Source organism: Streptomyces sp. NPDC054786 (genome assembly GCF_053611685.1).
In genome coordinates, this window is record NZ_JBSHAW010000015.1 from 119,011 (window position 1) to 145,215 (window position 26,205).

At 67.5% G+C, this 26,205-nt stretch carries 26 protein-coding genes and 3 pseudogenes; 12 read left to right on the forward strand and 17 right to left on the reverse strand.

The features are described from left to right. The first annotated feature begins 89 nt into the window (after positions 1 to 89). The gene (locus ACWGI6_RS15115) at positions 90 to 1,556 is read left to right on the forward strand and encodes an aminotransferase class I/II-fold pyridoxal phosphate-dependent enzyme (protein WP_453267910.1); all 1,467 of its coding nucleotides are present in this window, start codon (positions 90 to 92) and stop codon (positions 1,554 to 1,556) included. Positions 1,557 to 2,038: 482 nt separating this feature from the next. Here ACWGI6_RS15115 and ACWGI6_RS15120 read toward each other — a convergent pair whose 3' ends face one another. The 8 genes and pseudogenes from ACWGI6_RS15120 to ACWGI6_RS15155 all read right to left on the reverse strand — a co-directional run bounded on the left by ACWGI6_RS15120 (position 2,039) and on the right by ACWGI6_RS15155 (position 8,279). Then, a complete protein-coding gene (locus tag ACWGI6_RS15120; protein WP_453267911.1) occupies positions 2,039 to 2,704 on the reverse strand; it encodes an HAD family hydrolase in 666 nt (221 codons plus the stop codon). 346 nt (positions 2,705 to 3,050) lie between these two features. After that, positions 3,051 to 3,590 carry an isochorismatase family cysteine hydrolase gene (locus ACWGI6_RS15125; protein WP_453267912.1) on the reverse strand — a complete coding sequence of 180 codons (540 nt, stop codon included), beginning with the start codon at positions 3,588 to 3,590 and terminating at the stop codon, positions 3,051 to 3,053. Between the two features lie 14 nt (positions 3,591 to 3,604). Continuing rightward, positions 3,605 to 4,627 carry a non-homologous end-joining DNA ligase gene (gene ligD, locus ACWGI6_RS15130; RefSeq protein ID WP_453267913.1) on the reverse strand — a complete coding sequence of 341 codons (1,023 nt, stop codon included), beginning with the start codon at positions 4,625 to 4,627 and terminating at the stop codon, positions 3,605 to 3,607. After that, positions 4,611 to 5,240, reverse strand: coding sequence for a DNA polymerase ligase N-terminal domain-containing protein (locus ACWGI6_RS15135; RefSeq protein WP_453267914.1), 630 nt, complete (start codon positions 5,238 to 5,240; stop codon positions 4,611 to 4,613). The genes ligD and ACWGI6_RS15135 overlap by 17 nt, the downstream gene beginning before the upstream one ends. A 474-nt stretch (positions 5,241 to 5,714) precedes the next feature. Beyond that, positions 5,715 to 6,224, reverse strand: a complete 510-nt coding sequence (locus ACWGI6_RS15140) for a DUF6328 family protein (protein WP_453267915.1) — start codon at positions 6,222 to 6,224, stop codon at positions 5,715 to 5,717. 28 nt (positions 6,225 to 6,252) lie between these two features. After that, positions 6,253 to 7,209, reverse strand: coding sequence for an LLM class F420-dependent oxidoreductase (locus tag ACWGI6_RS15145; RefSeq protein WP_453267957.1), 957 nt, complete (start codon positions 7,207 to 7,209; stop codon positions 6,253 to 6,255). A 127-nt stretch (positions 7,210 to 7,336) separates the two neighbouring features. Continuing rightward, positions 7,337 to 7,706: pseudogene (locus ACWGI6_RS15150) on the reverse strand (VOC family protein). 351 nt (positions 7,707 to 8,057) lie between these two features. Continuing rightward, entirely contained in the window at positions 8,058 to 8,279 is a 222-nt protein-coding gene (locus ACWGI6_RS15155; RefSeq protein ID WP_453267916.1) for a DUF5133 domain-containing protein, read from the reverse strand. A gap of 513 nt (positions 8,280 to 8,792) precedes the next feature. Here ACWGI6_RS15155 and ACWGI6_RS15160 point away from each other — a divergent pair. Together ACWGI6_RS15160 and ACWGI6_RS15165 are read left to right on the forward strand one after the other, a co-directional pair. Next, the gene (locus ACWGI6_RS15160; protein WP_453267917.1) at positions 8,793 to 9,437 is read left to right on the forward strand and encodes a diguanylate cyclase; all 645 of its coding nucleotides are present in this window, start codon (positions 8,793 to 8,795) and stop codon (positions 9,435 to 9,437) included. Then, complete coding sequence (locus tag ACWGI6_RS15165; RefSeq protein ID WP_453267958.1) at positions 9,434 to 10,444, forward strand: SMP-30/gluconolactonase/LRE family protein; 1,011 nt, start codon at positions 9,434 to 9,436, stop codon at positions 10,442 to 10,444. Before ACWGI6_RS15160 ends, ACWGI6_RS15165 begins: the two co-directional genes overlap by 4 nt. Here ACWGI6_RS15165 and ACWGI6_RS15170 read toward each other — a convergent pair. The 3 genes from ACWGI6_RS15170 to ku all read right to left on the reverse strand — a co-directional run bounded on the left by ACWGI6_RS15170 (position 10,427) and on the right by ku (position 14,550). Next, positions 10,427 to 10,903 carry a hypothetical protein gene (locus ACWGI6_RS15170; protein WP_453267918.1) on the reverse strand — a complete coding sequence of 159 codons (477 nt, stop codon included), beginning with the start codon at positions 10,901 to 10,903 and terminating at the stop codon, positions 10,427 to 10,429. The genes ACWGI6_RS15165 and ACWGI6_RS15170 overlap by 18 nt on opposite strands. Beyond that, positions 10,900 to 13,398 (reverse strand): molybdopterin oxidoreductase family protein, encoded by a 2,499-nt coding sequence (locus tag ACWGI6_RS15175; protein WP_453267919.1) that lies wholly within the window; start codon positions 13,396 to 13,398, stop codon positions 10,900 to 10,902. Before ACWGI6_RS15175 ends, ACWGI6_RS15170 begins: the two co-directional genes overlap by 4 nt. A gap of 183 nt (positions 13,399 to 13,581) precedes the next feature. Then, positions 13,582 to 14,550, reverse strand: a complete 969-nt coding sequence (gene ku / locus ACWGI6_RS15180; RefSeq protein ID WP_453267920.1) for a non-homologous end joining protein Ku — start codon at positions 14,548 to 14,550, stop codon at positions 13,582 to 13,584. 918 nt (positions 14,551 to 15,468) lie between these two features. Between ku and ACWGI6_RS15185 the strand changes: the two genes are divergently transcribed. Next, positions 15,469 to 15,960: a peptidylprolyl isomerase gene (locus ACWGI6_RS15185; RefSeq protein ID WP_453267921.1), complete on the forward strand. Its 492-nt coding sequence runs from the start codon at positions 15,469 to 15,471 to the stop codon at positions 15,958 to 15,960. A 787-nt stretch (positions 15,961 to 16,747) separates the two neighbouring features. Next, positions 16,748 to 17,632, forward strand: a complete 885-nt coding sequence (locus tag ACWGI6_RS15190) for a SigB/SigF/SigG family RNA polymerase sigma factor (RefSeq protein WP_453267922.1) — start codon at positions 16,748 to 16,750, stop codon at positions 17,630 to 17,632. A gap of 296 nt (positions 17,633 to 17,928) precedes the next feature. Here ACWGI6_RS15190 and ACWGI6_RS15195 read toward each other — a convergent pair whose 3' ends face one another. From ACWGI6_RS15195 to ACWGI6_RS15210, 4 genes and pseudogenes are all read right to left on the reverse strand, one after another. Continuing rightward, positions 17,929 to 18,255: a plasmid stabilization protein gene (locus ACWGI6_RS15195; protein ID WP_453267923.1), complete on the reverse strand. Its 327-nt coding sequence runs from the start codon at positions 18,253 to 18,255 to the stop codon at positions 17,929 to 17,931. 105 nt (positions 18,256 to 18,360) lie between these two features. Further along, positions 18,361 to 18,756: pseudogene (locus ACWGI6_RS15200) on the reverse strand (CBS domain-containing protein). Between the two features lie 61 nt (positions 18,757 to 18,817). Then, the gene (locus ACWGI6_RS15205; protein WP_453267924.1) at positions 18,818 to 19,375 is read right to left on the reverse strand and encodes a hemerythrin domain-containing protein; all 558 of its coding nucleotides are present in this window, start codon (positions 19,373 to 19,375) and stop codon (positions 18,818 to 18,820) included. Between the two features lie 334 nt (positions 19,376 to 19,709). Beyond that, positions 19,710 to 20,141 carry a hypothetical protein gene (locus ACWGI6_RS15210; protein WP_453267925.1) on the reverse strand — a complete coding sequence of 144 codons (432 nt, stop codon included), beginning with the start codon at positions 20,139 to 20,141 and terminating at the stop codon, positions 19,710 to 19,712. A gap of 327 nt (positions 20,142 to 20,468) precedes the next feature. Here ACWGI6_RS15210 and ACWGI6_RS15215 point away from each other — a divergent pair, with 327 nt between their 5' ends. From ACWGI6_RS15215 to ACWGI6_RS15225, 3 genes are all read left to right on the forward strand, one after another. Further along, positions 20,469 to 20,660, forward strand: a complete 192-nt coding sequence (locus ACWGI6_RS15215; protein WP_453267926.1) for a hypothetical protein — start codon at positions 20,469 to 20,471, stop codon at positions 20,658 to 20,660. Between the two features lie 115 nt (positions 20,661 to 20,775). Further along, a complete protein-coding gene (locus ACWGI6_RS15220; RefSeq protein ID WP_453267959.1) occupies positions 20,776 to 21,111 on the forward strand; it encodes an STAS domain-containing protein in 336 nt (111 codons plus the stop codon). Between the two features lie 340 nt (positions 21,112 to 21,451). Beyond that, positions 21,452 to 21,580: an LPFR motif small protein gene (locus tag ACWGI6_RS15225; RefSeq protein ID WP_326615786.1), complete on the forward strand. Its 129-nt coding sequence runs from the start codon at positions 21,452 to 21,454 to the stop codon at positions 21,578 to 21,580. A gap of 219 nt (positions 21,581 to 21,799) precedes the next feature. Here the strand turns inward: ACWGI6_RS15225 and ACWGI6_RS15230 are convergent, their stop codons facing one another. Beyond that, complete coding sequence (locus ACWGI6_RS15230) at positions 21,800 to 22,069, reverse strand: DUF6343 family protein (protein WP_453267927.1); 270 nt, start codon at positions 22,067 to 22,069, stop codon at positions 21,800 to 21,802. A gap of 698 nt (positions 22,070 to 22,767) precedes the next feature. Between ACWGI6_RS15230 and ACWGI6_RS15235 the strand changes: the two are divergent. Next, positions 22,768 to 23,037, forward strand: a pseudogene (locus ACWGI6_RS15235) (IS481 family transposase); the annotation flags it as partial. A 586-nt stretch (positions 23,038 to 23,623) separates the two neighbouring features. On the opposite strand, the gene ACWGI6_RS15240 reads toward ACWGI6_RS15235, so the two are convergent. Further along, complete coding sequence (locus tag ACWGI6_RS15240) at positions 23,624 to 24,301, reverse strand: type III effector protein (protein WP_453267928.1); 678 nt, start codon at positions 24,299 to 24,301, stop codon at positions 23,624 to 23,626. A 128-nt stretch (positions 24,302 to 24,429) separates the two neighbouring features. Between ACWGI6_RS15240 and ACWGI6_RS15245 the strand changes: the two genes are divergently transcribed. The 3 genes from ACWGI6_RS15245 (at position 24,430) to ACWGI6_RS15255 (ending at position 25,857) form a co-directional block, all read left to right on the forward strand. Next, a complete protein-coding gene (locus tag ACWGI6_RS15245) occupies positions 24,430 to 24,864 on the forward strand; it encodes an Hsp20/alpha crystallin family protein (RefSeq protein WP_453267929.1) in 435 nt (144 codons plus the stop codon). 94 nt (positions 24,865 to 24,958) lie between these two features. Then, positions 24,959 to 25,354 carry a DUF2267 domain-containing protein gene (locus ACWGI6_RS15250; protein ID WP_453267930.1) on the forward strand — a complete coding sequence of 132 codons (396 nt, stop codon included), beginning with the start codon at positions 24,959 to 24,961 and terminating at the stop codon, positions 25,352 to 25,354. Positions 25,355 to 25,461: 107 nt separating this feature from the next. Then, entirely contained in the window at positions 25,462 to 25,857 is a 396-nt protein-coding gene (locus ACWGI6_RS15255) for a DUF2267 domain-containing protein (protein WP_453267931.1), read from the forward strand. Positions 25,858 to 26,205: the final 348 nt, after the last annotated feature.

Consider the following 26,205-nt stretch of genomic DNA (forward strand, 5'->3'; position numbering starts at 1 on the left):
CCACTCCCTTGAAGCTCTCGGCGCCAGCGGAAGAGCGACGAGCCAAGGGCTCATGATTAGCCGTATTGGCCGTCGGGAACCGGTCTCGCATGGCACCTGACCACAGCCGTGCACCGGTATTGGAAGCGCTGGCCGAGTACCACGCCTCGAAACACCTCTCGTTCACTCCACCTGGCCACAAGCAGGCCCGAGGCGCCGACCCCCGGGTCCGGGACATCTTGGGTGACGCCGTCTTCTACGGGGACGTCCTGGCTTCCGGCGGCCTGGATGACCGGCGTACCCGTAACCAGGTCCTTGAGCGTGCCGAGAAACTGATGGCCGACGCGGTGCACGCTTCCCACACCTTCTTCTCGACCTGCGGCAGCTCCCTGTCGGTGAAGGCCGCCATGCTCTCGGTGGCACATCCTCACGAGAAGTTGCTGATCGGCCGGGACGCCCACAAATCTGTTGTTTCCGGTCTGATCCTCTCCGGCATTCGCCCCGTGTGGGTGGAGCCCCGATGGGATGCCGACCTCCACCTGGCCCACCCACCGTCCGCCGACGACTACGAGGCAGCCTTCGCCGCCCAGCCGGACGCAAAGGGCGCCTTGGTCACCAGCCCGACCTCCTACGGTTCCTGCGCGGACCTCCGCGCCATCGCGGACACCTGCCATCGCCGGGGCCTTCCACTGATCGTTGATGAGGCATGGGGTGCACATCTGCCCTTCCACCCTGATCTGCCCACGTGGGCGATGGACGCAGGCGCGGATGTCTGTGTGACCAGCATCCACAAGATGGGCAGCGGCTTGGAGCAGGGCTCCGTCTTCCACCTTCAGGGCGACCTGATCGACCCGGCCCTCCTGAAGACTCGCGCCGACCTGCTCGGCACCACCAGCCCCTCTGTGCTCATCTACGCCGGCCTTGACGGCTGGCGGCGGCAAATGGCTCAGCACGGCCAGGGCCTGTTCGACCGGGCCCTCGGGCTGGCTACCCGTGTGCGGGCGGCGATCGAGGAAATCGAAGGGCTGCACGTACATGACCGTGCAGATTTCTGCGGGCCCGGCCTGGCAGAGGACCTCGATCCGCTTCCCGTCGTCATCGACGTCAGCAGGCTCAATACGACGGGATACCGGGTGGCGGACTGGCTGCGCACACACCGAAGCGTCGATGTACACCTCGCCGACCATCGCCGCATCAACACCCAGCTCACCCACGCCGACGACCACGAGACGACAGGGACCCTCCTGGAGGCGCTGAACGCTGCTTCGGCGGCCTCGCCGGACCTGCACACCGGCCCCATGGTGGACGTCCCTCCGCCTGCGCTGCTTCGACTCGAACAAACGTGCCTCCCGCGCGATGCCTTCTTCGGCCGCGTGGAGGATGTCGCCGTGCAGGATGCTGTCGGCCGTGTGGCGGCAGAGATGCTCACGCCCTACCCGCCGGGAATCCCCACCGTGCTGCCGGGCGAACTCCTCACTGAACCTGTGCTGCGGTACCTGCGCCCAGGGATCGAGGCAGGGATGAATGTGCCCGACGCCGTCGACACCCAGCTCAATACGGTGCGGGTCATGCAGTGACGGCGGGAAGCGCGATAACTCCGACGGTCGTGGCCTGTTCAGTCTGTCCTGTCAGGGCATCAGTGATGGCAGGTACGGACCCACCAGTGAAGCCGGCCACGCCCGTCGAGCAGTGGTGCCCAGGGAGCATCTTCAGCGGTTCCCGGGCCCCTGAAGACGAGAGAACACAGAACGAGGCCCCGACCGCCTGCGGGCCCAGGCTGCGGCATCGAGTCACCACGGGCCGCATGTCCGGCCCGGCTCACAGGAAAGCCGTACAGGGCTGGCAGCGTGGAAACCAGACGGTGCGGCGGCCGGCAATTCGACGCGGCTGGCCGCAGCGCGGTCACAGCGGCTCACTGTCGTCCCCTGCGTCCCATGAGCCAGGAACGCCACGGCGGCACGCACCCGGCGCGCACGGAGCTGCGGAGCGCCCGGCCCATCGCCTCGTGAAGGCGCCGGTACGGCCGAGGGGCAGTCTGTGGCGTGCCGCAGGTCTTGTCTCACCCGAGTGGAGACGAGTCCAATTGGCTCAGCAGGTCACCCGGCCCCTCGTAGACCTCCTGCGCCCCGGCCTCCAGTAGCTCGTGGCGGCAGTAGCCACCGCTGAGCACTCCCACGCACGGCACCCCGGCCCGGCGACCGGCCTTCATGTCCCAGACCGTGTCTCCCACGAACACCGCTCGCCCGGGCTCGGTGCCGGCCTGCGCGAGCGCCTGTTCCACGAGGTCAGGGGCGGGTTTGCTGGACTCCACGTCGTCCGCGCCGGTCACCGCGGTGAGCGCGTCCTCGGCGTCCAGGGCGCTTCGCATGGCGCTCAGCTCCGCCCCGCCCGCCGAGCTGGCGAGCACCACCTCCCAGCCGCGTCCGGCGCAGGCACGCAACAGGTCAGCAGCGCCGTCCAAGGGCGCAAGACGGGTCCAGTACTCGGCAAAGAGGGTCGTGTGCGCCGCGCTGAGAGCGGCATCGCGATCGCGGTCCCGGCCGGGGCCCAGGAGGTGGCCGATGAGGTGGTCGGCCCCCATCCCGACAGTTCGGTGGATGGCGGCCATCGGTACCCGGTGGCCGGCCTGGCGGAACGCCTCCCACCAAGTGACGGCGTGCAGATAGGTGCTGTCCACGAGCGTCCCGTCCATGTCGAACAGTGCAGCTCTGCGGTTCGCATTCATGATCGCCTCCTACGGGTCGTCCAGAAGCTGCTCCCGATCCAGCGCAGGAATCAGGCCGGCACCTTCGGTCGATGCCGTCGCCCTTCAGCTCGTGCGGTGTGCCAGTGCTCAGCTCCCGGGCGGGTGCCCGTCGTCTGGCGAAGCAAGCGCCGGCATCACGCAAAGAGCGCGCCTTGATGAGAACACCCCGTTCATCGACGTTGGAACAGTGGTAGTCCGTATCGGCCAGCGCAGGGTGTGCAACGCCCCACCGGCAGGGGCAGCACGGGGAGACGGGATGAGCCCGGTCAAGGGCACACCGGAGCATGAAGGGCCCATGGCTCGACAGCGGAGTCGTCCTTTCCACTCAGAAGATCTCCTCAGCAGTGGATCTGACGATTTGGGCCTGCATATTGCGTTCCATCATGCGCAGGGCGGCTTCCGCGAGATCCCGGTGGATGTGCGCACAGGCGTCCTCGACGACCGTGACACCGATGTGCCGGATGTGCGCGTCGAGCGCCGAATAGAGCACGCATTGTTCGGTGACCTGGCCGCAGAGCACGATCGTGCCGATGCCGTGCTGACGCAGCAGGTATTCCAGGGGCGTCTGGTAGAAGATCGAGTGCCGCGCCTTGACCACGAACAGCGAATTCTCATCCGGCCGGAGCGGCTCCACCAGGTCCGCGTGCGGTCCGCTGAGCACGGTGTCCAGCAGCTCGTCATGGTGCGAGCGCCACAGCCCGAAATTGTCGTTGACGTAAATGACCTCGGTATCGCCGCGCCGGGCCCGGTCGATCAGTGAGGTGACGCGCGGCAGCACCGTGCGCACCGAGGGCAGCAGCAGTTCGGCGTCCTCGTGGTCGTAGGAGTTGAGCATGTCGATCACGACGAGTGCGGTGTCGGACATGTCGCGGGCCCCTGTCAGCCCCGGGCCGGACGTTCGCGGACCACGTCCTCGGGCCGCTTGTCGTCGCGCAGGCCGAGGAAGCGCGGATGGCGCAGCATGCCGTCGCGGGTCCACTCCGTGAAGCCGATCTGGGCGACGAGTTCGGGACGGACCCAGTGGGCGCCCCGCTCACGCACGGGCCCGTCGAACGGAGAGCGGTCGCATCGGCGGGCGTCGAGCAGGGCCCGGAGCCGGCGCAGTGTCTGCTGGTCGAAGCCCGTGCCGACCTTGCCCGCGTAACGAAGGGCGCCGTCGGCGTAGTAGCCGAGGAGCAGGGCGCCGAAGCCGATTCTGCTGCCGGCCGGTTCGGTGAAGCCGCCGATGACGAATTCCTGGCCCTGCGCGCATTTGAGTTTGAGCCAGTCCGAGGAGCGGCGGGGCAGGTAGCGGCTCGCGGCCCGCTTGGCGATCAGCCCCTCCCAGCCGCGGGCGCACGCCTCGTCCAGCTCCCGGGCGCCACCGCGGTTGCGGTGCGGGGTGAAGCGCAGCGGCTGTGAGAAGTCGAGCGCCTGGCGCAGCAGGGATTTGCGGGTGCGCAGCGGCAGCCGGGTGAGATCGCGGCCGGCCAGCCGCAGCAGGTCGAAGACGTAGTACGTCACGGCGACGCCGCTGGCGCGGGCCTCGTCGGGGTCGGTGAGCTGCATCCGCTGCTGGAGGCGGGCGAAGTCGGTGCGACCGTGCGCGAAGGCGACGATCTCGCCGTCGACGATGAAGTCCCGGCACCGCTGGCGACCGAGGGCGTCGACGATCTCCGGGTAGCTGGAGTTGACCTCGCGGCCGGTGCGGGACAGCAGCCGGGTGCGGTCCGGCTCGCGGACGCCGAGCGTCCGCACTCCATCGAGTTTGCGTTCGAAGATCCAGCCGTCGTCGAACTCCCGGCGGTCGCTGAGCACGGCCAGCATCGGACGCACCGCGTACTCCTCGCCGGCCGGGGCGTCGTCCAGCAGTGCCCGCTCGTCCGGAGGCAGGGCCGCCAGCAGCTCACCGGCCCCGGTCATCACCGCTCCCTTCGGCCTCTTCCTGGGCGACGCGCTTCAGGGTCCGACCGCTGCGGACGGACCGGGCCCGGCGGGCGTCGGGAGTGCCACGACGTCCCGCCCGCTCGTCGTCCTCCTTGACCAGCAGCCAGGACTCCCGCTCCCCGGTGCCGCCGCCGCGGAACCGGGTGAGCGCATAGCCGCCGTGCAGCTTGCTGCCGTCGAGCCAGAAGGACGCATGGCCATGTTCCAGCGCCTCGCTGAACGTGCGGCTGCGGCCCTTCTTCCCCGGCAGCGGCCGGTAGCCGCCCTCGTCCCAGACAATCACGGTGCCTGCGCCGTACTCCCCTTCCGCGATGACTCCTTCAAAATCCCGGTACTCCAGCGGGTGGTCCTCGGTGGGCATCGCCAGCCGCTTGTCCTGCGGGTCCGTGGACGGGCCCTTCGGCACGGACCAGGACTTCAATACGCCGTCGACCTCCAGCCGGAAGTCGAAGTGCAAGGTACTGGCGTCATGAATCTGCACCACGAAGCACAGCGTGTCACCAGCGGAAGCATGCCCGCCCTGCGGCTCGTGGGTCCGGCCGAAGTCCCGCTTGCCACGATACGTAGTCAGTTTGTTCCTGCTGGTCACGGGCTCTTCCTGCCTTTCTTCGGAGGCCGCCTCTCTCACTGTGGCGCGCGGCGGACAGCGGCGCATGTGCACCCGTTGGCTCGCGCCGCAGCCCTCCGCCTGCCCAATACGGCGGATAACACCACCTGCCCCAGGGGTCATGGGCGCGGATTGCTGTCCACGATCGCCAGCTCGTCGGCGGCAGCCCGCAGACCGCGGATGCGCCGTGATGTCCGAGGGCACCGGAGTTGACCGGTCGGCTGAAGGAGGCCAGGCATCGATGGGAGCAAGCTCAGGGTCAGATGACGGCAGCGCGCGCCCACATCTGGCAGACATTCCGACGCGAGCGGGCTGCGCGGCAACAGAGACCCAGGCGAATGTGAAGCAGCTGTCCGTCAGTGGGACGGATGACGGGTCGGTGGTGCCCAGGGCGGTGAGCACCGCCCACGGGGCCGAGGGCGGGCTCCAGGCGTCGAAGCGCTCGCGGGCGGCGGCTCACTTCTCGCGTGAGTTCTCGCGTGAGTTCCGGTGGCGGGCCCAGGTGGGCAGGGCGAACCAGCAAAGCAGGAACCAGACAACGAGCCCCATGACGAGCCAGGGGACGGCGCTGTTGTGCATCGCGACGCGCAGAATGAGGAGCAGCACCGCCGTGACGGTGGCCAGCAGCAGCAAGGTTCCGGCGAGTGTCATCCGTGAGGCCCAGAGGACCGTTTCAGGTTTGATCCGGCGTCCGGTGACCAGCCGGTGAAGGGTGACGGGACCGATGAGCGCACCGGTGGTGGCTGCGCCGAGGACGACGGTGACCACGTAAATGGTCTTGTCCCTTTGGCCGAGCGTGGCGAAGCGAGGCGTAAAGACGACGGTGAGCAGAAACCCGAAGAGGATCTGCACACCGGTCTGAATGACGCGGACTTCTTGCAGCAATTCGTTCCAGCGCCGGTCTGCCCGCTCCTCCGCCGACTCATGGCGTCCCTCGGATATCTGTCCTCGGCCTGACGATTCCATACGCCCTCCCGTGATTCTCACGAGCCAGTCATTGCGTCAGCTGCGGCAGCACCTGTGTGCGGTAGAAGTCGAAGAAGCCGCGTTGGTCAGGGCCGATCTGGCTGATGTACACGGCATCGAACCCCGCGTCCGCGTAGGCGTTGATCGCGCTGAGGTGCGCGTCCACATCGCCTCCGCACGTCACGTTCTCCGCGACGCGGTCCGGGGTAACCAGTTGCGCCGCCTGCTCGAAGTGCCGGGGAGTGGGGAGGATCTGCGGCAGTTCACCGGGGAGCTGCTCGTTGGCCCACAGCCGATGCGCAGTCCGGACGGCCTCGTCTCGAACGGTGGACCAGCACACTTTCAATCCGCCGCGAACGGGTTTCGTGCCGCCGCCGCTGCGTCGGAAACGCTCGACCGCCTCAGCATCCGGAACCATGGTCACAAAGCCGTCGCCGATCCGACCGGCCAGTTCCGTGGCGGCGGGGCCGAACCCCGATACGTCGATGGGGACCGGCTCGTCGGGGACGGTATAGAGGCGGGCGTTTTCCACGGTGTAATGCCTGCCGTGGTGGCTGACCTGCTCGCCTGTGAAGAGCTTCCGCATCACCTGCACGGCCTCTTCGAGCATATCCAGACGAACCGACGCCTGGGGCCATGCGTCTCCGAGGATGTGCTCGTTGAGTGCTTCTCCGCTACCTACCCCGAGCCGGAACCGTCCCCCCAGCTGCACCGCTGCAGTCGCTGCCGCTTGGGCGGTGACGGCAGGATGCAGCCGCATCGTCGGGCAGGTCACAGCCGTCTCCACAGGAAGCGATGTTGCCCGTGAAAGAGCGCCGATCACCGACCAGACGAAGGGGCTCTGGCCCTGCGCATCGTTCCACGGGTGGTAGTGATCGGAGATCCACAACGAGGTGAAGCCTGCCTGCTCTGCCATACGAGCCTGCTCGACCAGTTCTGCCGGCCCGTGCTCCTCACAGGACAGGAAATAGCCGTACTGCACGATCAGACCTCCATCGTCGGCTCCTTGGGACTTTCACGTATCTGACACCAGTGAAGACCGGCGCGTGGGCATTGCGCCCAGACCGTCTGCATCGTGTTCCGTTCCGCCTTCGGTAGGGGGCGGGACGTCACTACGGTCGAATGAGACAGAAAGGGTGGCCGACAGGATCGGCATAGACACGAAAGTCTCGCCTTCCGCCTTCATCCTCAAGGTCCAGGGATTTTGCTCCGAGGGCGAGCACTTCCCTTTCACGCGCCTCCATGTCGTCCACGTCCAGGTCGAGATGGAGCTGTTGCGAGTGGCTCGTGCTGGGCCACTCGGGCGGAACGTAATCAGGTACTCGCTGGAACGAGCCGCTTCACGTCACTGATGTAGAGATCCACCCACTCGCTGTCGGTCTCGCCCTTGATCTCGCCTCCCAGCAGCTGCGCATAGAAGTCGGCGAGGGCGTACGGATGGGGACAATCAAAAACGAGCGTACGGATCGTCGCGATGGCCATCGGTCCTCCTCGGGGTGAATGGAACAGGTACCCGAATGGATCGTGCGCAACCGTTTCGCATCGGTAGTTGTCCCGGTTGGCCCCCTCCCTCACGTGACCGAAGGCTGGAGATCCGGGTCGGCCCAACCTCGGACAGGAAATTCGAGGCTGCGGTCGCCGCCGGGCGCGTCGGGCGGAGCTATACACAGAGGCCTGCACGACCTGCGCGAACGTTACGGGGAGACATCCGGCGGCTGCGAACCGCCGACTGGCCGAAGCGGTCGGCGTCCGCCTCTCGGGCGCTGTGCTCCGCGCCTTCACGCCCACGCGGCGGCCATCCCCTGTGTTACGTGGCTGATTCTCCGCACTGCCTCACTGGTGGCTGCAGGCAGAGGGAGGAGTCTGCGCCAGAATACGGTCTGCGGCGGCGAGGGCATCGTTGATCTCTGTGGTCGCCGTGGCCACGCACAAGGTGTACGACACATCGTCCAGCTGCGCGGCGGTCTTCGGGGCTTCCCTCTCCGCGTGGGCCAACCGAGCAGCGGCATACCGGCTGAGGAGGGCCCGCACGTCCTTCGGGTCCGGCATCAACATGATCCAGGCTCCTTATCGACTCTCCTCAGGGTGTGTCCCCGACGGCGCCAGTCATGCCTCCAACGGGTCCTCCTTCCTCACGACACGGAACTCAGTTGCCGGGCCTTCAACAGTCGCGGCTCTGCCAGCGTGAGGGCTCGGCGCAGCGCAGCAGCGTTCCCGCCCGCTCCGCTCAGCTCATTGGTCTGCTCTTGAATGATCCGCCCCCACTTCATGGCTCAGCCATCCTGAACGCGTCCCGGCTGAGCATCGGTCAAGGGAGTGAGGGCAGCTCCACCAGAGCTGGAGTAGCGAAGGGGCTCACCGGGACAGATGCTTTGATGGACGGTTGGCTCTCCACAGAGTGCTGACTGCTGCTCCTGGTTGGCCGAGGACCGCGTGTCGGAGCCAGCTCGGGGTACTCGAGCCAGCCTACCGACAGTGACGCGGGGGCAAAGAGCCGCATTGAGGACCACCCGATTCCAGTTGCCGCCCTGCGGAGGCAGGGTAGAGAAATGATTCTGGAGGCAAAACATGAACCTGCGGCACGGCCCGGTATTGCGTGCCTGGCACCGGTGGCGGCGCCCCCGCGATCTGTCGGTTCCCGCACGCTCATTCGATGCGGAGGACGCGAACCGGCGTTTTCTTATGTATGGGGTGCTGCCTTTGTGGTGTGTGCCCGCCGTAGCGGACTGGATCATGCACCGCCGTACCCACATCGAGGACACCACGGGCACGCGTGAGTCAGCGTTGCATGCACTGATGATGACGGAAGCGGGCATCCCCGTGGCGATGGGCCTGCTCGCCAAGGTCAATCCGCTCGTACTCTCCGTGATGGGGGGTGCCGCCGTGGCTCACGGGGCTACCGCGCTGTGGGACGTCAGCTTGGCGACCGACGAGCGGGAAGTCCGCCCGGTGGAGCAGCACATACACAGCTTCCTGGAGGTCTTGCCGCTCGCGGCAATGGCCTTCACCTGCTGTCTGCATGCCGACCAGGTCCGCGCCACGCTGCGCGGCGGGATCGGGACAGATGACTGGAGGCTGCTCCCCAAGGAAAATCCCCTGCCAGTCAAGTACCTGGCCGGTCTTGGCTTGGCCATCGGCGCCTGCGTCGCCCTCCCCTATGCCGAAGAGATGACGCGGTGTCTCCGGACGGCAAGGACGCGAAAGAGCTCGTGAATCAGAGCAACAAACGAACTGTTCAGTCCGCCGAACCGCATCAGCTCCCCGCGCCACGAGTGGTCGCCACCGAGATTCAGGGCCCTGAAGACGTGGTGGTCGACGCTGAGGGCCGGCTCTTCACGGGAGCCGCAGACGGCACCATTTGGCGGCTGGCATTCTCCGCTTTCGGGGCCGTCCGCGCGGCAGCCGCTGCCTTCACTGGTGGGAGGCCGCTCGGCCTGGCGCCCACATTGGATGGCCAACTGCTGGTGTGCGACGCACAACGGGGCCTGTTGCATGTCGACACGCGCAACGGGGCTGTACGTGTGCTGGCCCGAGAGGTGGGTGGTGAGCCCTTGCGGTTCTGCAGCAATGTTGCCGAGGGAGCAGACGGAACCCTCTACTTCAGCGTTTCCAGCCGGCGTTACGGCCTCGAAGACTGGGTGGGCGACATTCTGGAGCACACCGGAACCGGACAGCTGCTGCAGCTACGGCCAGGCGGTAGCCCTGAAGTTCTGCTGGACGGGTTGCAATTCGCCAACGGGGTAGCGCTGGCTGAGGGCGACTCCTTTGTCATCGTGGCCGAGAGCGGTGCGTACCGGCTCCGCCGACTCTGGCTGACCGGCCCACGGTCCGGTCAATGCGACATGCTTGTCCGCGATCTGCCGGGGTTCCCCGACAACATTTCACGCGGGCCCGGGGACGTGTTCTGGGTCGCTCTGGCCGGGCCCCGGGAACGCGGCCTCGACTTGCTGCACCGCATGTCACCCAGGTCCAGGAGAGCGGTGTGGCGCGGGGTGAAACCGTTCCGCCCTCGCCCGCGCGGCACCGTTCGCATCATGGCCGTCCGCTCCGATGGCGATGTGGTGTGCGACCTGCGGCGGGTCAAGTCGCCGTACCGGATGGTGACGAGTGTCTGCCGGTCCGGCTCGTTCTTGATCATGGGAAGTCTCGTGGAAAGTGGCCTCGCAGTGTGCGAGCTCCCCGGATCGACCCGGCCATGTGCTTCAGGCGCTGGTCAATAGTTGGGGGCTGAGTTCCTTCAGTACGGTGTGGGTCCAGCGCATCTGTCGCCGCGTGTACGGCTGGCAGGTCGAGGCCAGCTCCAGCAGCCGGTCGTCCCTGTTCGCCTGTGCGGCTTGGCTGAGCATGTCCCAGTGCAGGGAGTTCCCTGCGGCCGCGAGGTGCACCTCGCTCAGCTCCCCGAGGAGGACCAGCCCACTGTCCTGCCCCTGCAGTACGGAGGCTGGAGAGGGCCGTGGCCCGTCGCTCCGGTGGCGTGGCCGTTCAGCTTCCTGCAGGCCGTAATGCGGACCGGTCGCTCTGATGCGGTCGCCGCTGTCGTGGGACCACCGGGCGAGGTCCCGCGCGACATGGTGCACCTCGGCCTCAGCGGGGTGCCGCTCTGCCAGATCGAGCAGTCGACCCGCAAGCTCGTCCTCCCCATCGAGGAGCGCGCCCAGAATGGCGGTGATGCCGTTCACCTGGCGCCACCGTTGCGTGGTGCGCCGTCGTTTCGCGGCTGGTCGGAGGTGCGCCGCGACGCCGGGCCCCGGCCACCGGTCTTCGCATCGGGCATAGCGGAGTGGGCGGGTGCGGAGGCGCCGGTGGTCGGGGCGGGTGCGCTCCGCCCGAAACCGCGTTCGACGAGCGAGAGGCGGGCAGCAGCGGTTTTGAAAAGCGGCTGCTTCGAGACAGGGTCCCAGTCGGTGACGATGGTCTCGTTCGCCGCTCGGCCGCCCTCGTCTGCGGCGGGACCGCTGCCTTTCGGGGTGTCCCAGTATCCGTAGTGGAAGGGCACGAAAAGCATGCCGTCGCGGATGTAGGTGATCCGGAGCCTGCCGCGTACGGAGCCCCGTCGTGTGGCGGCCTCCACCATGTCGCCCTCCTCCAGCCCGTGTCGGGCTGCCTCGGCCGGGGATATTTCGATCCAGACATCGGGGGCCGCGGCGTTCAGCTGGGGTACACGTCCGGTCTTCGTGCGGGTGTGGAAGTGGTAGAGGGTTCGTCCCGTGGTGAGCTGGAGTGGGTACTCCGCGGAAGGAAATTCGTGCGGCGGAAGGTATTCGGCCGTCTTGATCATCGCCTTTCCCTGCGGATTCGCCCCTTGGTACTCGATCCCGGAAGAGGCAGCTCCCGTGACGACGTCCTTTCCGTAGCTCTCGCACAGCGCCGCGTCGGCCCATGTGAACCCCTTGGTGTAGAGGCGTTCCGTCCCTCCGGGTTCTGAAGCGGTGCATGGCCACTGGATACCGCCGACCTGTCGCAGTCGCTCGTAGGTGAGGCCGGTGTAGTCGCACGGCCGTCCCGCGCTGCACTTCTTCCACGCCTCGAATGCGGAGGCAGGGTTGTCCCAGGACACGAGCGCCGCTCCGTCCCGGTCACGGAATCCCATGCGCCGGGCGTAGTCGAGAAAGATGTCGAGGTCGGCGCGAGCCTGGCCGGGCGGCTCGATGGCCTTCTCGGACAGGTGCACCGTGCGGTCGGCGTTGGTGCAGGTGCCGGTCTTCTCCGCCCACGTCGCCGCGGGGAGCACCACGTCGGCGAGCTGCGCCGTCTCGGTCAGGAAGATGTCCTGGACGACGGTGAAGAGGCTCTCGTCCCTCAAAATGGCGCGGACACGGGTGAGTTCGGGCAGGGAGACGGCCGGGTTGGTTCCGCTGATCCAGAGCATCCGCAGGGACCCCTGTTCGGCGTAGCGGAACATCTGCATGGCATGCGTGGGCGGAGCGAAATGCGGAATGGTAGCGGCGTCGACGTTCCATACCCGGGCGAGTTCGGCAACGTGGTCGTCGTTCTGCCAGTTGCGGAAGCCTGGCAGATCTCCGTTAGCCCCGCACTCCCGGGTGTTCTGCGCCGTGGGCTGGCCGTTCATCTGCAGCACTCCTGCACCAGGCCGGCCGATCATGCCGCGTACCAGGTGCAGATTGTTGATCTGCACGGCGGCGGCTGTCGCTTGGTGGGACTGGTAAAAGCCCTGGAGCACCGTGGATACCAACCGGTGCGCTGTGCCGAGGATCTCCGCAGCTTCCCGGATCAATTCGGCAGGGACGTCGCAGATGTCTGACGCCCAGTGCGGCGTGCACTCGGCCACGCGATGTTTCAGTTCGTCGAATCCGGTGGTGTGGGCCCGGATGTAGTCTTCGTCGATCCGGCCGGTGCGGATGATTTCGTGGAGCAGCGCGTTCATCAGGGCGACGTTGGTACCTGCCCGCGGCGCTAGGTGCACGGTCGCCCGGCGGGCTGAGGGCGTGGGCCGCGGGTCCACACAGACCAGCTTCGGTGGCTGGCGGCCGGCCAGCCGGTCCAGTACCCGCATCCACAGCACGGGCTGGGTCTCCGCCATGTTGTGCCCGAAGAGGGCAATGGTGTCGGCGCTGTCGAAATCCGTGTAGGAGCCCGGCTGGCCGTCCGAGCCGAAGCTCTGCTTGAGCGCCTCCGCGGCGGTGGAGGTGCACAGACGGGTGTTGCCGTCCAGATGGTTGGTGCCGATCCCGGCGCGTGCGATGACCGCGAGTGTGTAGTACTCCTCCAGGAACAACTGGCCGGTGGTGTAAAAGCCGATCGAGCCGGGGCCGCACTCACTCAGCAGGTGTTGCGACCGGTCCACGATCCGTTCCATGGCAGTGGACCAGTCGGTCTCGATCAGCCGGCCCGCCTCCCGCACCAGCGGCCGGGTAAGCCGGTCCGGAGCGGCATTCGCCTGCCAGCCGAAGAGATCCTTGGGACCGAGACGTCCCCGGTTGACCCTGTCGCCGGGTCGGCCCCTCACCCCCAGGATCCGGCCCGCGCCGACCGCCACGTCCATCGCATCCCCGTTGGAGTGCAGAAGCGAGGTCGTGGGAACCCATCGCTCGACATCGCGTTCGGTTACTCCGTCGGCGAGCTGAGTATCCACCCGAGCCGGCCACTCCTCCCCCAGCCCGTACGGTGTACGCGTCCCCCACGGCTCTGCGATGCGATCGGGCACTGGTGCCATCTCACACCTCCGGTGTGCTGCCGTCTATCAGGGCGCCGAAATGGTGACACCTCTCAGGTACCACTCATGCCAGCTAGGGCTTTGCCGCAGGCGGGCGTCTGCGAGACGGCCCGGTGGGGGCGCGCGATGCTCTCGAGCCGGTCGCTCGTGGGCACGTCGCCGCAGGAGAGTCTGGCCATGTGATCAGGCAGTGAGGGCCTCAATGAGTTCTTCCCGGTTCATCGATGAGCGGCCCCGGATTTCGGCCCGGGAGGCGCGCTCGTACAGCTCCGCCTTGCTGCACCGGGCCAGATCGGTGGGTGAAGAACGTCTCTGTTGGCGCCGCCGCCGACTCTTGTCACCCCTGCCGCCTCCTTTTGCCTGCTTGGTACGGCCGTCCTTTGCCGATTCGACGCTGGCTTTGAGGGCATCCATCAGGTCGACCACGTTGGTGGATTCAGGTGCCTCCTCCGCCTTCTCCACGGTTTCGCCCTTGCGTTTGGACTCGACGAGCTTGTGCACGCGTTCCTGGTAGGTGTCGTGGTACTCCGCGGGGTCCCAGTCTGTGGCCAGGGCCTCGATCAGTTGCTTCGCGGTCTCCAGCTCACGATCGGTGAGTTTCGGCTTCCCAGGGAGATCCGGCACTTCGTCGTGCGGGTCGCGGACTTCGTCGGCCCAGTGCAGGGTATGCAGGGCGAGGATGTCGTCCTCGGCCTTGACCGCGACCAGGTACGCGCGGTTGCGCATCACGAAGGTGGCGATGCCGGCCTTGTCGGCCTCGGCAAGAGCCTTGTGCAGCAGGCCGTAGACCTTGGCGTAGTCCTTACCCGCCGGGCCCAGGTAGTAGGTCCGGTCGAAGAAGACCGGCTCGACCTCAGCCAGATCCACGAAACCGCTGATCTCCAGCGCCTTGGACCGGCCAGGCGCTATGTCATCCAGCTCCTCCGGCTCGACCAGTACGTACTCGTCGCCTGCGTCCAGGCCCTTGACGATGTCGTCGGGCGCGACCTCCTCCCCGGTCCGCTCATTGACCCGCTGGTTACGGACCCGGTCTGCGGTGCCGCGCTGGAGCTGGTGAAAGTGCAAGGTGTGGCTCTCCGTCGCCGTGTACATCCGCACCGGCAGCGTGACCAACCCAAAGGTCAGGGAACCACTCCATACCGCGCGCGCCACAAGCCGCACCTCTCTGCACCGAGCCCTCCTGCTCCGTCACCCCTCCATGGCACGCGCTATCGCCGGTGATCGCATCCGCTGCTGCGCCACGGGCCAGCGGTTGGAACCGGTTCGGTGGGGTCGCAGTCCAAGCCCTCGGCTGCCGGCGCGGGGTCGGTGACCGCGAGCAACGCCGTCCTCTTTCGGCGCTCAACGCAGGCAAAGACAGCCAGCGAGAAGCACCCTGTCCGGTCCTCGCCTGGACAGCTTCCGGTTCCGTCGGCACATTTCGGAATCGGTGCCACCACACTTCTCGAGGGCCGACTTGCCGCATATCTACTTGCCGTCTGGCGGGAAAACCGCACCGCACTGCCGGCACCGTTGCCACGCGTCCGTGCCCGCCGGCCCGCACGGAGCGAGACCTGAAAGCCGCGTCTCACCAAGAGGACCCGAGGGGACTACAGGAGGGTGTGATGGACGAGATCACTGAGAGCCTCTGGGATCCGGCGGAGACCACGGTCTTCCAGGAGCCTCCGCCTTGGCCCTCCTCGTCGGCCAGGCGTCAGCAGCTCGAGGTCGTCCACCACGTCCGCCAGGCGTGCACGACGGCGCCATGCGGCCCGCTGATGCTGAGCGCCGCAGCCCCGCTCGCCGAGCCGGCGCAAGAACCCCATGGCCCGGTCGAGATCCCCGTGCTCCTCCAGCGCGGGAGGACATGCTCGACGAGCTGGCTTTGTCCACGAGGTTGAGCAGCGTTTGTACACCACTTCGGGAGTCAGCGTTCCCGTTGGGGAATCGAACGTCGACACCTCTCCAAGCGCCTCATTCTCAGCGAGGAACACGCCGCCGACTGGCCGGATTGGGCCTCGCGCAGCCTGAGGATGGTGCAGGCTGCCACCGAGAGTGATCAACAATCCATCGGTGACAGGAGACACGACTATGGGCCCCCATGTCCTGCTGAGTACCAGCTTCGGAGACATCGAGATCGAGCTCGACGGCGCGAAGGCCCCAGTCTCGGCAGCGAACTTCCTGCAGTACGTCGACAGTGGGTTCTACAACAACACGATCTTCCACCGCGTGATCCCTGGCTTCATGGCCCAGGGCGGCGGCTTCACCCGGCAGATGCAACAGAAGGACACCAAGGCCCCGATCCGCAACGAGGCCAGCAACGGGCTGCACAACGTCAGGGGAACGGTGACCATGGCCCGCACCTCGAACCCGGACTCGGCCACCTCGCAATTCTTCTTCAACGTGGCCGACAACGCCTTCCTCGACCCCGGCCGTGATGCCGGCTACGCGGTCTTCGGGAAGGTCACCAAGGGCATGGACGTGGTCGACCAGATCGTGAACACCCCCACGACAACCAAGAACGGCATGCAGAACGTCCCGGTCGAGCCGATCTACATCACATCCGCCAAGCGCATCGACTGAGAACCGGGCCACCTGGGAGGGCGCCTTCGGCTACCGGCCAGCGCCCTCGCACCCGACCGGCCCGTCCTGGCAGACAGGATGCGGCCACAGAATTCGAACGACATCCCCTTCTCCGCGCCTCCCGAAGACGTGAACATCTGACGTCCGTTCTCGTGGACAAAACCAACGAGCCGGGCGGGCTGCACAGCGCAGGGCAGGATCCGGCCTCGAGCAGCACGTCGGGGCGGCGGTAGCGGTCGCCCCACGGGTGCCTGGGCGATGCCGAAGAAAAGGCTGCGCGGGCGCAGTCTGTCTCTTCCGCTCGGCCACACGCGCTCGACTGCACCCCCGGGCTTTCGGCCGCGAGTACCCCGGTAACTTCACCAGCCGTACCGCGAGCATTCGTTCGTCGAGGAGCCGTGGGCGGGCAAGATCGCACGGATCTTGCGTAAGCAGCTGAACCTTGACGAGGAGGAGCTCCCTGTGGGGTGCGGGTGCGATTCAGCGCTGCGACGGTGCCGGTGCGCAGGCTTTGACTTGCGCGTGGGTGGTGGTGCGCTGGGCAACGATCCGGGCGGGCCTCCGCGGTAGGGAGCCCAGTTGCCCGATGGCCTGTCTGCGTGCGCTACAAGAGCAGCTCGATCAAGGCCTGTTTGGGGCTCATCGGCCGCGACGGGGGCGCGCCGCAGGCATGTGCCGTCTCAGTTGCCCTGCGGAAACAGTTTCCCCATGGAAGATGTTTTACCTGGAGCCGACGGGTAGGTGACGGAGCGACGCGGTGACAGGAAACAGAGAGGAGCAGCCAGCCATGGCGACGCCAGCGACGCAGATCCACACATCCGTGACCCGCTCGGAAAGGCAAGCAGCGCCTGAGTCTGCACCGCCTTCTTTGCCCTTGGTGGACAAGGCCCAGCGTATGGCCCCGCCGGATGCGCGTCGCCTGTCGAAGCTGTTCTTCGAGCGGTTGGCGACCCTTGAGGAAGGCACGGCGGAGTACCAGTACACGCGCAACACGCTCATCGAGATGAACCTGTCACTGGTGCGCTACGTCGCGCGCCGCTTCCGCAGCCGCGGGCAGGAGATGGAAGACGTCGTGCAGGTCGGCACGATCGGTCTGATCAAGGCCATCGACCGCTTCGACATAGCGCGGGAGAACGAGTTCACCACTTTCTCGATTCCTTACATCACCGGGGAGATCAAGCGGTTCTTTCGCGACACGACCTGGTCCGTGCACGTCCCGCGCCGGCTGCAGGAGCTGCGCGTGGACCTTGCGCGCGCCCGCGAGGAGCTGGAGGGACGCGGCATTCCCGAGCCCTCCATAGCCGACTACGCGGCCCAGCTGGAGCTGGCGGAGGACGAGGTCATCGAGGGCCTGGTCGCCTGCAACGGCTATGACGCCGATTCCATCGACCGGCCCATCGAAACCGGTGGCAGCCAGCAGCGGACCGGATTCATCGCCGACCTGATCGGCAACGAGGACCCCGCGCTCGCGCTGGCCGAGGATCTCCAGGCTCTCAAGCCGCACGTGGCTCAGCTCGATGAGCGTGAGCGCACTCTCCTTGAGCTCCGTTTCGGGGCGGAGATGACCCAGTCCGAGATCGGCAAGAAGCTGGGACTGTCCCAGATGCACGTCTCCCGCCTCCTCGCCCGTGCATGCGCCACTCTGCGGGCGGGACTCCTCGCCGACGCCTGAGCCAGACTGCCGAAGAGGACCGCCGGGATCGACCTGGTCGTCGCTGCGCGGGGCCCAGGCGGCGGTGGCCCGCACGAGCCCGCCCGCATCTCCCGTCTCGACATCAACCACCCAACGTGCGCTCGACTTACCAGTGGCGGGGGACGACGACGAAGCTCTTGGACACGCGGGCCGGAGACGGTCTGGGTGATCTGCGGCTGCCCTATTCAGCTGCCGGGCGCAGCCTGCCACTCCCCGAAGTAGTGGCAGGCTGCGCCCGGCCCTTGTCTCCATGTGAGCGGGTCGGAGCCAGTGGTTCAGCGGCCGACGGCCCGGCGCAGTTGGTCCTTGTTCATGGTGGAGCGGCCTTCGATGTTCTTCTTCTTGGCCTCTTCATAGAGCTGGTCCCTGGTCGGGCCGCCGGGCCCGCTGTGGGAGCGTTCGCCGCCGCGTTGCGGGGCGGATTTCGGGTCGCGGGTGGAGGCCTTGCCGGCGGTTTTGGCTTCGCCGGAGCGGGCGCGTTCCTTGTTCACCGTGCGGGAGGCGATCTCCTTGGCCCGCTTCTCGGAGGTGCCACGCTCCTCGGCCTGTTCCTTGATGTGCTCGTACTGCCGTTCACGCTTCTTGTTGGATCCTGCAGGCACGGTTGCTCACCCTTTCTTCGTTCAGCCTTCCCGGCGGTTCTGCGGCGGGCAATACCAGTCCACGTCCGGCGGGCCGACGTCGCCACCCGGGCAGCGTCGGTGTCGTCAGTCGGTGGAGAGGGCTTCGAGGAGGTCACCGACCTGCGGGTCGGGCAGGGCGCGGGCGACGTCAGCCAGTGCCGCCATGCCGACCAGGCGGTGCCCGTCGAGGACGGCCAGGCGGCGTACCTTGTTGTCGGGCCATCGTGGCGAAGATTTCGTCGGCGCTGTCGTCGGCGCCGATGGTGACGGCCTCGCCCTGGGCGAGTTCACCGGCCTTGGTCTGCTGCGGGTCGCGGCCCTTGCCCGCACCTTGACGGTGATGTCCCGGTCGGTCAGAACACCCTTGAGTTTGTCGTCGGTACCGCAGATCGGCAGGGCGCCGACGCCGAGGTCGGTGAGCTTGCGGGCGGCGTCCAGGACGCTGTCCTCAGGGCCGATGCACTCCGCGGCAGCGGTCATGATGTCGCGTGCCGCAGATATGCTCTTGCACCTTTCGTTGGGTAGGGGAAGGAGACGGCGGTTACTTGCCGCGGCCGGAGACGTAATCGCGCACCCGGTCCACCATCCCAAGGCCCGGGGCGAGCAGCTTGTTGGCCGGCGGCGTACTCGGGGCGCCGGGATGCGGACGAGTAGGAGCGGTCTTCTTCGCCTGCCGGATCTTGTTGCCCAGCTCTTCGAGGACGTAGGGATGCACGTGGGTGCGCAGCTGGGTGAAGAGGTGGTTCTCCTCGTCATCAACGTGCGCGGTCACCTCGGTGCGCAGCTTCAGCACCAACCGGTCGAAGTCGAGATCATCGGCCTCGCGCTGCTGGAGGTCGTCAAGGAGCTGCTCTACGCGCGCGTGGTCGGCGAGCTCCTTGTCCGCCAGCGTGTCGCCCTCCTCCAGGTGTTCCCGCACCGCCGGGTAGAGGTACTCCTCCTCGGCGACGGAGTGCCGCACCAGCTCGATCGTCAACGCATCCACCAGCCGCCTGCGATCCTTACTGCCAGGGGGAGCATCCTCGAACTGTTTGAAGAGGTCATCGACTTCCCGGTGGTCGGTGGTCAGCTCCGCGATCACATCGCCGCCATGCCCCATGGCATGCCGCCTCTCGCTCTGCAGCCGGCACGTCCGGCTCTCGCACCACGGGTTCCCGAACTCGTGGGGGCCTAACACCGCTGGGGACCCAATTGCCCCTCTAGCGGACGAATGGGCGTGGCGACCGGACACAGGACGCCTGAAGGTCCCAGGGCCTATTGGCCTATGCTGAAGGGGGAAAGACCTCCGGGAGGCAGGCGCCGGAGAAGACGGGCCGTGCCAGAGCCCGTGGTGGAGAGAAAGGAGCCACCCTGGCCCCAGGCCACCAGGGTGGCTCTTCGCATTGTGTCCACGCACCACCCGCCCCTGCTGCCCTCACAGCGGCGGCTGGGGCTCAGTTCGGCTCTTCGGTGTTCTGCGTCCCGGCTGCTCCTGCTGGTCCCTCGCGATCGTTCGGGGGCGTCTGTTCCCGCAGGAAGCGTTCGCTCTCCCAGGTCAGGCCGCGCTCGATCTGGATGTAGTTCAGTCCTGTCACGTCGGCGAGCTCGTCCTCGTCGAGGTCCGGCTGCGTGCGCAGGGCACGGACGACCTTGCCCGCCCACAGCTCGTCCTTGACGAAGGGCCGCTCGCGGTACTGCTGCTGGAGTTCACTGAGGTGTTCGGGGCCGCAGGCTGCCAGGCGGCGCAGGCCGTCATGGTCCGGGTCGTAGGGGTGGAGGAAGGAAGAATCGGGGACCAGGCTGCAGGTCTGCGTTGCCGGCGGAAGGGGCATGCCGCACAGGTCACAGAGCGCCAGGCCGGCCATCGGTTCGTCGCTCTTGTCCATACCGTTCCTCGTTCCCATCCCTGCCACGGCACCCGGGAACGGGTATCGGAGGTCGGCAGACGCGAAGGCCGCCCCTGTCCCTGAAAGAAGCAGGGGCGGCTCACGCAAACCCGGCTGCCAGATACAGGGGGCCTGCACCCAGGCCGCCCGCCACTCGCCGAGAGGACTAACTGACCGCGCGGAACCGACCAGCCTGGACACAAAAAGCTACCGGACAAATTCGCAAAGTGACGGCATCGGCACGGCCCGCGATCGCCGAAGCTGCATGCATCCCTCCTGCGCATGTCTCCGGTCGCGGGGCCAGGCTGCCAGCCATGGACAGGAAACATGAGCGAACCAGCGCAGACCTTCCACCCGGGCGAAACCGTCCCCCAGAGCGGCATCCACGAGTGCGACTGCGGACAGTCCCACCGGTGGAACACCAGCACCAACGTCAAGAACCACACCTTCCCTCCCCTGCCGGAAGACTGCCCCGGCGGTACCTGGGTGATGAAGGACCCCGCCCACCCCGCGGACTGACCCCGCATGGCACGAGCCACGGTCAACCAGCGGGCTACCCCGCAGCGTCCGTCGAGAATGTTGAGAATATGGAGGCACGTTCGCGACGTGTTGCAAGGAGGTCGCCGTGGCAGCCATGCCCCCTCAGCCCGCCCAGCCGGAGCGCGCACCCGTAGCGCTTACCCAGGCTGACGAGCAGCTTGCTGTCCTGACGTTCTCCGGTGTCCTGGACGCGCACGCTCTGCCCGAGCTCGAAGAGCTCCTCAACGACCGGAACCTGCGGCAGGCAGGCACCTGGGTATGGGACATGAGCGGCCTTGAGCGCATCGGCCTCGCGTGCGCCTACGCCCTGCTCCGCGCGGTCACACGAGCGCCGGAAACTGTCTCCGTCACCACCCGCGGGGCCCGCCGCGCCGTTCAGCGCACCCTGCGGCATGCCGGCCTCGACACCGTCGTGAGCCTCACGGAGTAGCGGAGCCGGGCGCGGCGCATGCTGCGGCAGGGCTACACCGCTCGACGAGGGCGACGCCGGTCCAGATGCCGCCTCCCGCCGCCACTCCCGCGCCTGGGTCTATGCGAGTGAACCTGTTGACCCGCGACCTGCAGGCCTCTCAGGGCTTCTACGCGGCGGCGTCGGGCTGGAGCTTTCGCTCCGGGAGCCTGTGCGGAGACTGCTCCGTCTGGCCGGATGGCGTTCTGTTCCATCACCGACTCTGTTTCCTCGGCCGGTCAGCGGGCACCTGACCAGTGATCGGCCGTGCAGCGGCAAGTCCGAGCCGGCGCACTGTGCTGGAGAAGTACGGAGGTTCACCGTGTTGAGGGCAATCGCAGATGTTCTTCGGTCCATCGGCGGGGCCATCGCCACCGTCGTCACCCTGCCATTCCGGGCCGTGGCCCGGCTGTTCGGCGGTGCCTCAAGCTCTGCTCACGGGCACCACTGATAGATCAGCCGCACATCGACGCGCGGACGCCCCCAAACTGCCCGGCTGGTACCCCGTCCAGCCGGGCTTGCGCTTGCCCGACCTACCCGGAAGCCAGTAACGCGCGCGCCGTGTGGCTCCCGCTGCCGCTACGAAATGCGCTCGCCGCGACGTGGGCACCTCCATCTCGTGCCGGCCCCTCCGCAACTCGAGGCCAGGCCGGCACGAGCGGCACAGGCCCTACGGGCCCGTGGTCCTCTCGCTTCGCAGGCGGCGGATGACGACCACGAGATCCAGCACCGCGGCGATGGCGAGCACGCCACACACCACCGCCAGCACCAACAGCACGGTGGGACTGGGGGAATCGTGTGGTCCGGCGGAGCGCACTCCCATCGCGAGGCCCACGGCTGCCGCGACGAAGATCACCACCGCGGCAGAAGCCAGGATGAGCCGCAGCCGCAAGGGGCTACGGGCCGTTACCGGTTCGGTCCCAGTGCGTGGACGTCTCATGGCTGCGCTCCTCGCAGATGCAGTACTGCCCAGGGACTGTCACATCCCGCTCCTGCGATGCACAGCGCCCGTGAGGTGTGAAGACCACCCCAGCGCCCCTTGGATGTGGGGGTGGCCTCGCCCAAGGCGTCGGGGCCAGGAGGAGCCTTGCACCAGGCCGGATCAGCCTGAACGCGAAACGCTACTGGACGCGATCACGGAGCGACGACAACGACGCGGTCCACCCCTCCGGCCCGGCGGGCGGACCGCTCGGCACGGCCACCCGGCCGCCGGATTCTGGTGGATGGGCGCACCCGGCGCTCTGGGGCACTGGCACTCCTACGCGGCGCCGGGAGCACATCTCTAGTCCAGGTCCGAAGGAGAACTCCCGCCACCTGGCAAGCCCGCAGGGCTCCAGACGATCTGCTGTCGCGTCGGTTCAGCCTGTCGAGAGGGCTTCAAGGAGCTGGGCGACCTGGGGTCGGGCAGGCGCGCGATGTCGGCCAGTCCACCAAGCCGACCAGGCGGGTGGCCGTCGATGACGGGCAGAGGCAGGATCTCGTGGCGTGCCATCGCTGCGGAGACCTCGTCCGCATCGCCGCTGAGGCGATAGCGGCCGAGCTACGCGCCGACTGCAATCCGACGCCGCCGCAGAGGGCATCGATCGGCCCCTGCGGCGGGCCGCTCGCGTGGGCGTGGCAGCTTCCAGCGCCCACCGGATCCTCAAACGCCACGGCCTGCCGGCCCTGGCCGCACTGGACCGGGCCACCGGCGAGCCCATCCGCCGCTCCCAGCGGGACCGGCCCGGCGAACTGGTCCACATCGACGTCAAGAAACTTGGCCGTATCCCCGACAGCGGCGGCCACAAAGTCCTCGGCCGGGCAGCCGGCAGTACCAACAAGGACCGACGAGGCGGCATGGGATACACCTACCTGCACACCGCCCTGGACGACCACTCCCGCCCGGCCTACACCGAGGGTCTGCCCGACAAGACCGCCCCACCTGCGCGGCCTTCCTGACCCGCGCCTCAGAGGCCGAGCGCCTAGGTCGGCTCAGGCTGTGGTTCCGGCTCGGGAGCCGGCGGTGGTTGCGGGTCGGGGTGTACGGGATCGAGGGGCCCGGGCGGGGGCTCTGGGGCATCCGGGTCCGGCTGCAGGGGCGGCCTCCCCGGCGTGGGCACCGGCGGTGGCGCAGGCTCGACCGGCGGCGTTCCAACAGCATTCCCGTGCATGGTGACCTGCATATTTCCTCCAGAAGCCGATCTTCGCAAAACGGGTCGGTGCTGCCCTAGGTACACCCGCGCCATTCACTGTCCAGGTGCCCGATACAAGAACCGGAAACTCACCCGCTCGGCTCCCACTCGCCGCTTCCGCCTTCAGCCACGGCCTCCGGAAGGCTCGCCCAAGCGATACTGCATACCCTCCCAGCGGGCGGCGGACGCGTGCGCAGGCCCGCATGCCTTCGCGGCTCCGAGCCCAAGAAGCGGAACCGAGTCCCTCTTCTGCCGTACTTGCCCCTTGGGTGCAGCATCGGCGCATCCAGCAGACGCATGCGGTCCTGCGCTTGTCCCCAAGCTCAGGCGGTGCGGCGCTGATCGTTGCTGTGGTGGCGCAGTTGTTCGGCGTGGCGGGTGAGGGTTTCGATGCGGGTGACGAGGTCGGGGTGGTTGTGCTGGAGGTGCGGCGCGGTGGCGGCCAGGGGGGCGAGGAGATGGGCGGCGTCGTTGTCGGCGAGGGCTCGGTTGAGGTGCTCGATGGGGGCGTGGGCGTTGGCGGGGAGGTTGGTGAGGGCGGTGATCTGGCCGGCGAGCTGGCGCAGGTCGGCGGCATGGTTGCGGGCCCAGGCGGCCACGGTGCGGTTGGCGGCACGGCGGTCGCGGGTGGCTTTGACGCGTTCTTCGCCGGTGGTGTTGGCGGGATCGGGTCGCAGGCGGAGGTAGCGGCGCTCGGCGGCCTGGCGGCTGGCGACGCCGAGGGGCTGGGCCAGGTCCGCCCAGCTGGCGCCGGCTTCCCGGGCTGCTTCGATCAGGCCGGTCTCCCAGACCGCCAGCTGTTCGCGGACTTCCCGAAGCAGTATCAGAGATGCCAGGGCCTGCTGGGGTGCGGTGGCGGGGGTGTGCGGTTCGTCGGCCTGCGCGGTGTGGGCGGTGTGCATGGCTTCGTTGATGGTGTTCAGCGCCGCTGCGGCAGCGAGGAAGGGCACGGGAGCCGCGTGCTGGCTCGGGGAAGGCGTGGGCTGGTCGGGTGGGGGCACCGTGATCCTCCGATCTTGTCACCCGATGGACGACTCTCTGGCTTGTCGTCCATCGGATGACATGGTACAACGGTGTCAGGTGAAGCGCATTGGCAGCTACTGCCCTAAGTCTCTGGAGGTGTTTCGCGATGTTGATGCGCACCGACCCGTTCCGCGAACTCGACCGGCTCACCCAGCAGCTGCTGGGAACATCCGGCACCTGGTCGAGGCCATCGCCGATGCCGATGGACGCCTACCGCGAGGGTGAGGAGTACGTGATCGCCCTCGACCTGCCCGGGGTGACCACGGATGCGATCGACATCGACGTCGAGCGGAACATGCTCACCGTCAGGGCCGAGCGCCGGCCGGGCACCAAGGGCGACACCGTGCAGATGGAGCTCTCCGAGCGCCCGCTGGGCGTCTTCTCGCGCCAGGTCATGCTGGCCGACACCCTCGATACCGAACACATCAAGGCCGATTACGACGCAGGTGTCCTGACCCTGCGCATCCCAATCGCCGAGCGCGCCAAGCCCCGCAAGATCGCCATCGGCGGGGACTCTACGCAGAAGCAGATCAGCGGCTGAGCCGATCACACCTGTATTAGCGGCGGAGGACGGGGCGGATCTCCCCTCCCTCCTGGCCCCGCCCTCCGCGCACGCTCCGAAGGGGGCATCTGCGATGACCCTGCGGTGGGAGGCGTTCCTGACCCACGTCCAGGAACGCGGCGAATATGACGCACCACAGGAGGCGGACCGGGCGGCCCGAGTCGTCCTGGCTCTGCTCGGCGCCCACTTGGTGGGACACGAACGAGCCGAACTCGCCGCCCGGCTGCCGGAAACCTACGCCCTGATCCTTCTCAACCCGCTACAGGCCGATGAACCGCTCTCCGCCGAGCGGTTCGTGCAGGCCACCGCGGCCTGGATCGAGGGAGCCACCAAGGAGACCGTCGAGTGGGACATCGGTGCCGTGCTCAGCGTCGCCGCGGACGCGGCGGGCGAAGAGCTCATGCAGCGCATCCTGCTCCAGCTCCCACCGGGCTACGACCTCCTCTTCGGCCGCCCCCAGTCTGCATGAGCGCAGAACACGGCCCACATTGCGCACGTTCAACCACGATCCTTTGACCAGAAAGGCGACGTTCCCCGATGTCCCTGCAGCCTGAACCGGCTCTTCCAGCACCGGGTATGACCTTCGACCAGATGCTGGAGCGAGTCCGGTACGAAGGTGCCTACCCCACCCGCGAGCGAGCCGGCGAAGTCGTCCGCGCCGTACTGGCCGCGCTGGGCCGGCAGCTCACCGGTGAGGAGCGCGTCGACCTCGCGGCCCGCCTGCCCGTCGAGGCCGCCATGGTGTTCACCGCCCAGATCCCCGGCACCCAGCCCCTCACCGGCCGGGACTTCGTCAAGGACCTCGCCGCCCGCACCGGCGGCACTCCGGCCACCGCACGATGGGACACCGGCACTGTTCTCACGTCCGTCGCCAAGCTCGCCGGCCACAGCCTCCTCACCCGCATCCTTGCCCAGCTCCCCTCCGGATACGGGCTCCTGTTCGGCCGCGCCGAACTCACACAGGCTGCCTGAACACAGCCGCCCCGCTGGGCTGTGCCTCGGGAAGAATGGCCGCGAATGCGCCGCCGGCCCGGGAAGCGGGCGTTGACAGCGCTCCTGGCAGCGCCACTGACGTTTCACTTGTGCGCGGGGTTGCCCTGGGCAGGCTGATGCGCTCGGGGCATGGCTGCGATGAGGGCATGCTTCCTGCCCATTGTGCTCATTGCGTGATCCATAGGATCAGGCACAGGGTCAGTGCAAGATGGAGCCAAGGAGCAAAGCGACTTTGAGGCAACGGCGGCGAACCCGTTCTCGTATCTCGTGAGTTGTCTCTTGTGGTGCGAGCCGCCCTTGCACGCGCTGGGGCTGAGTGGGTCGTTC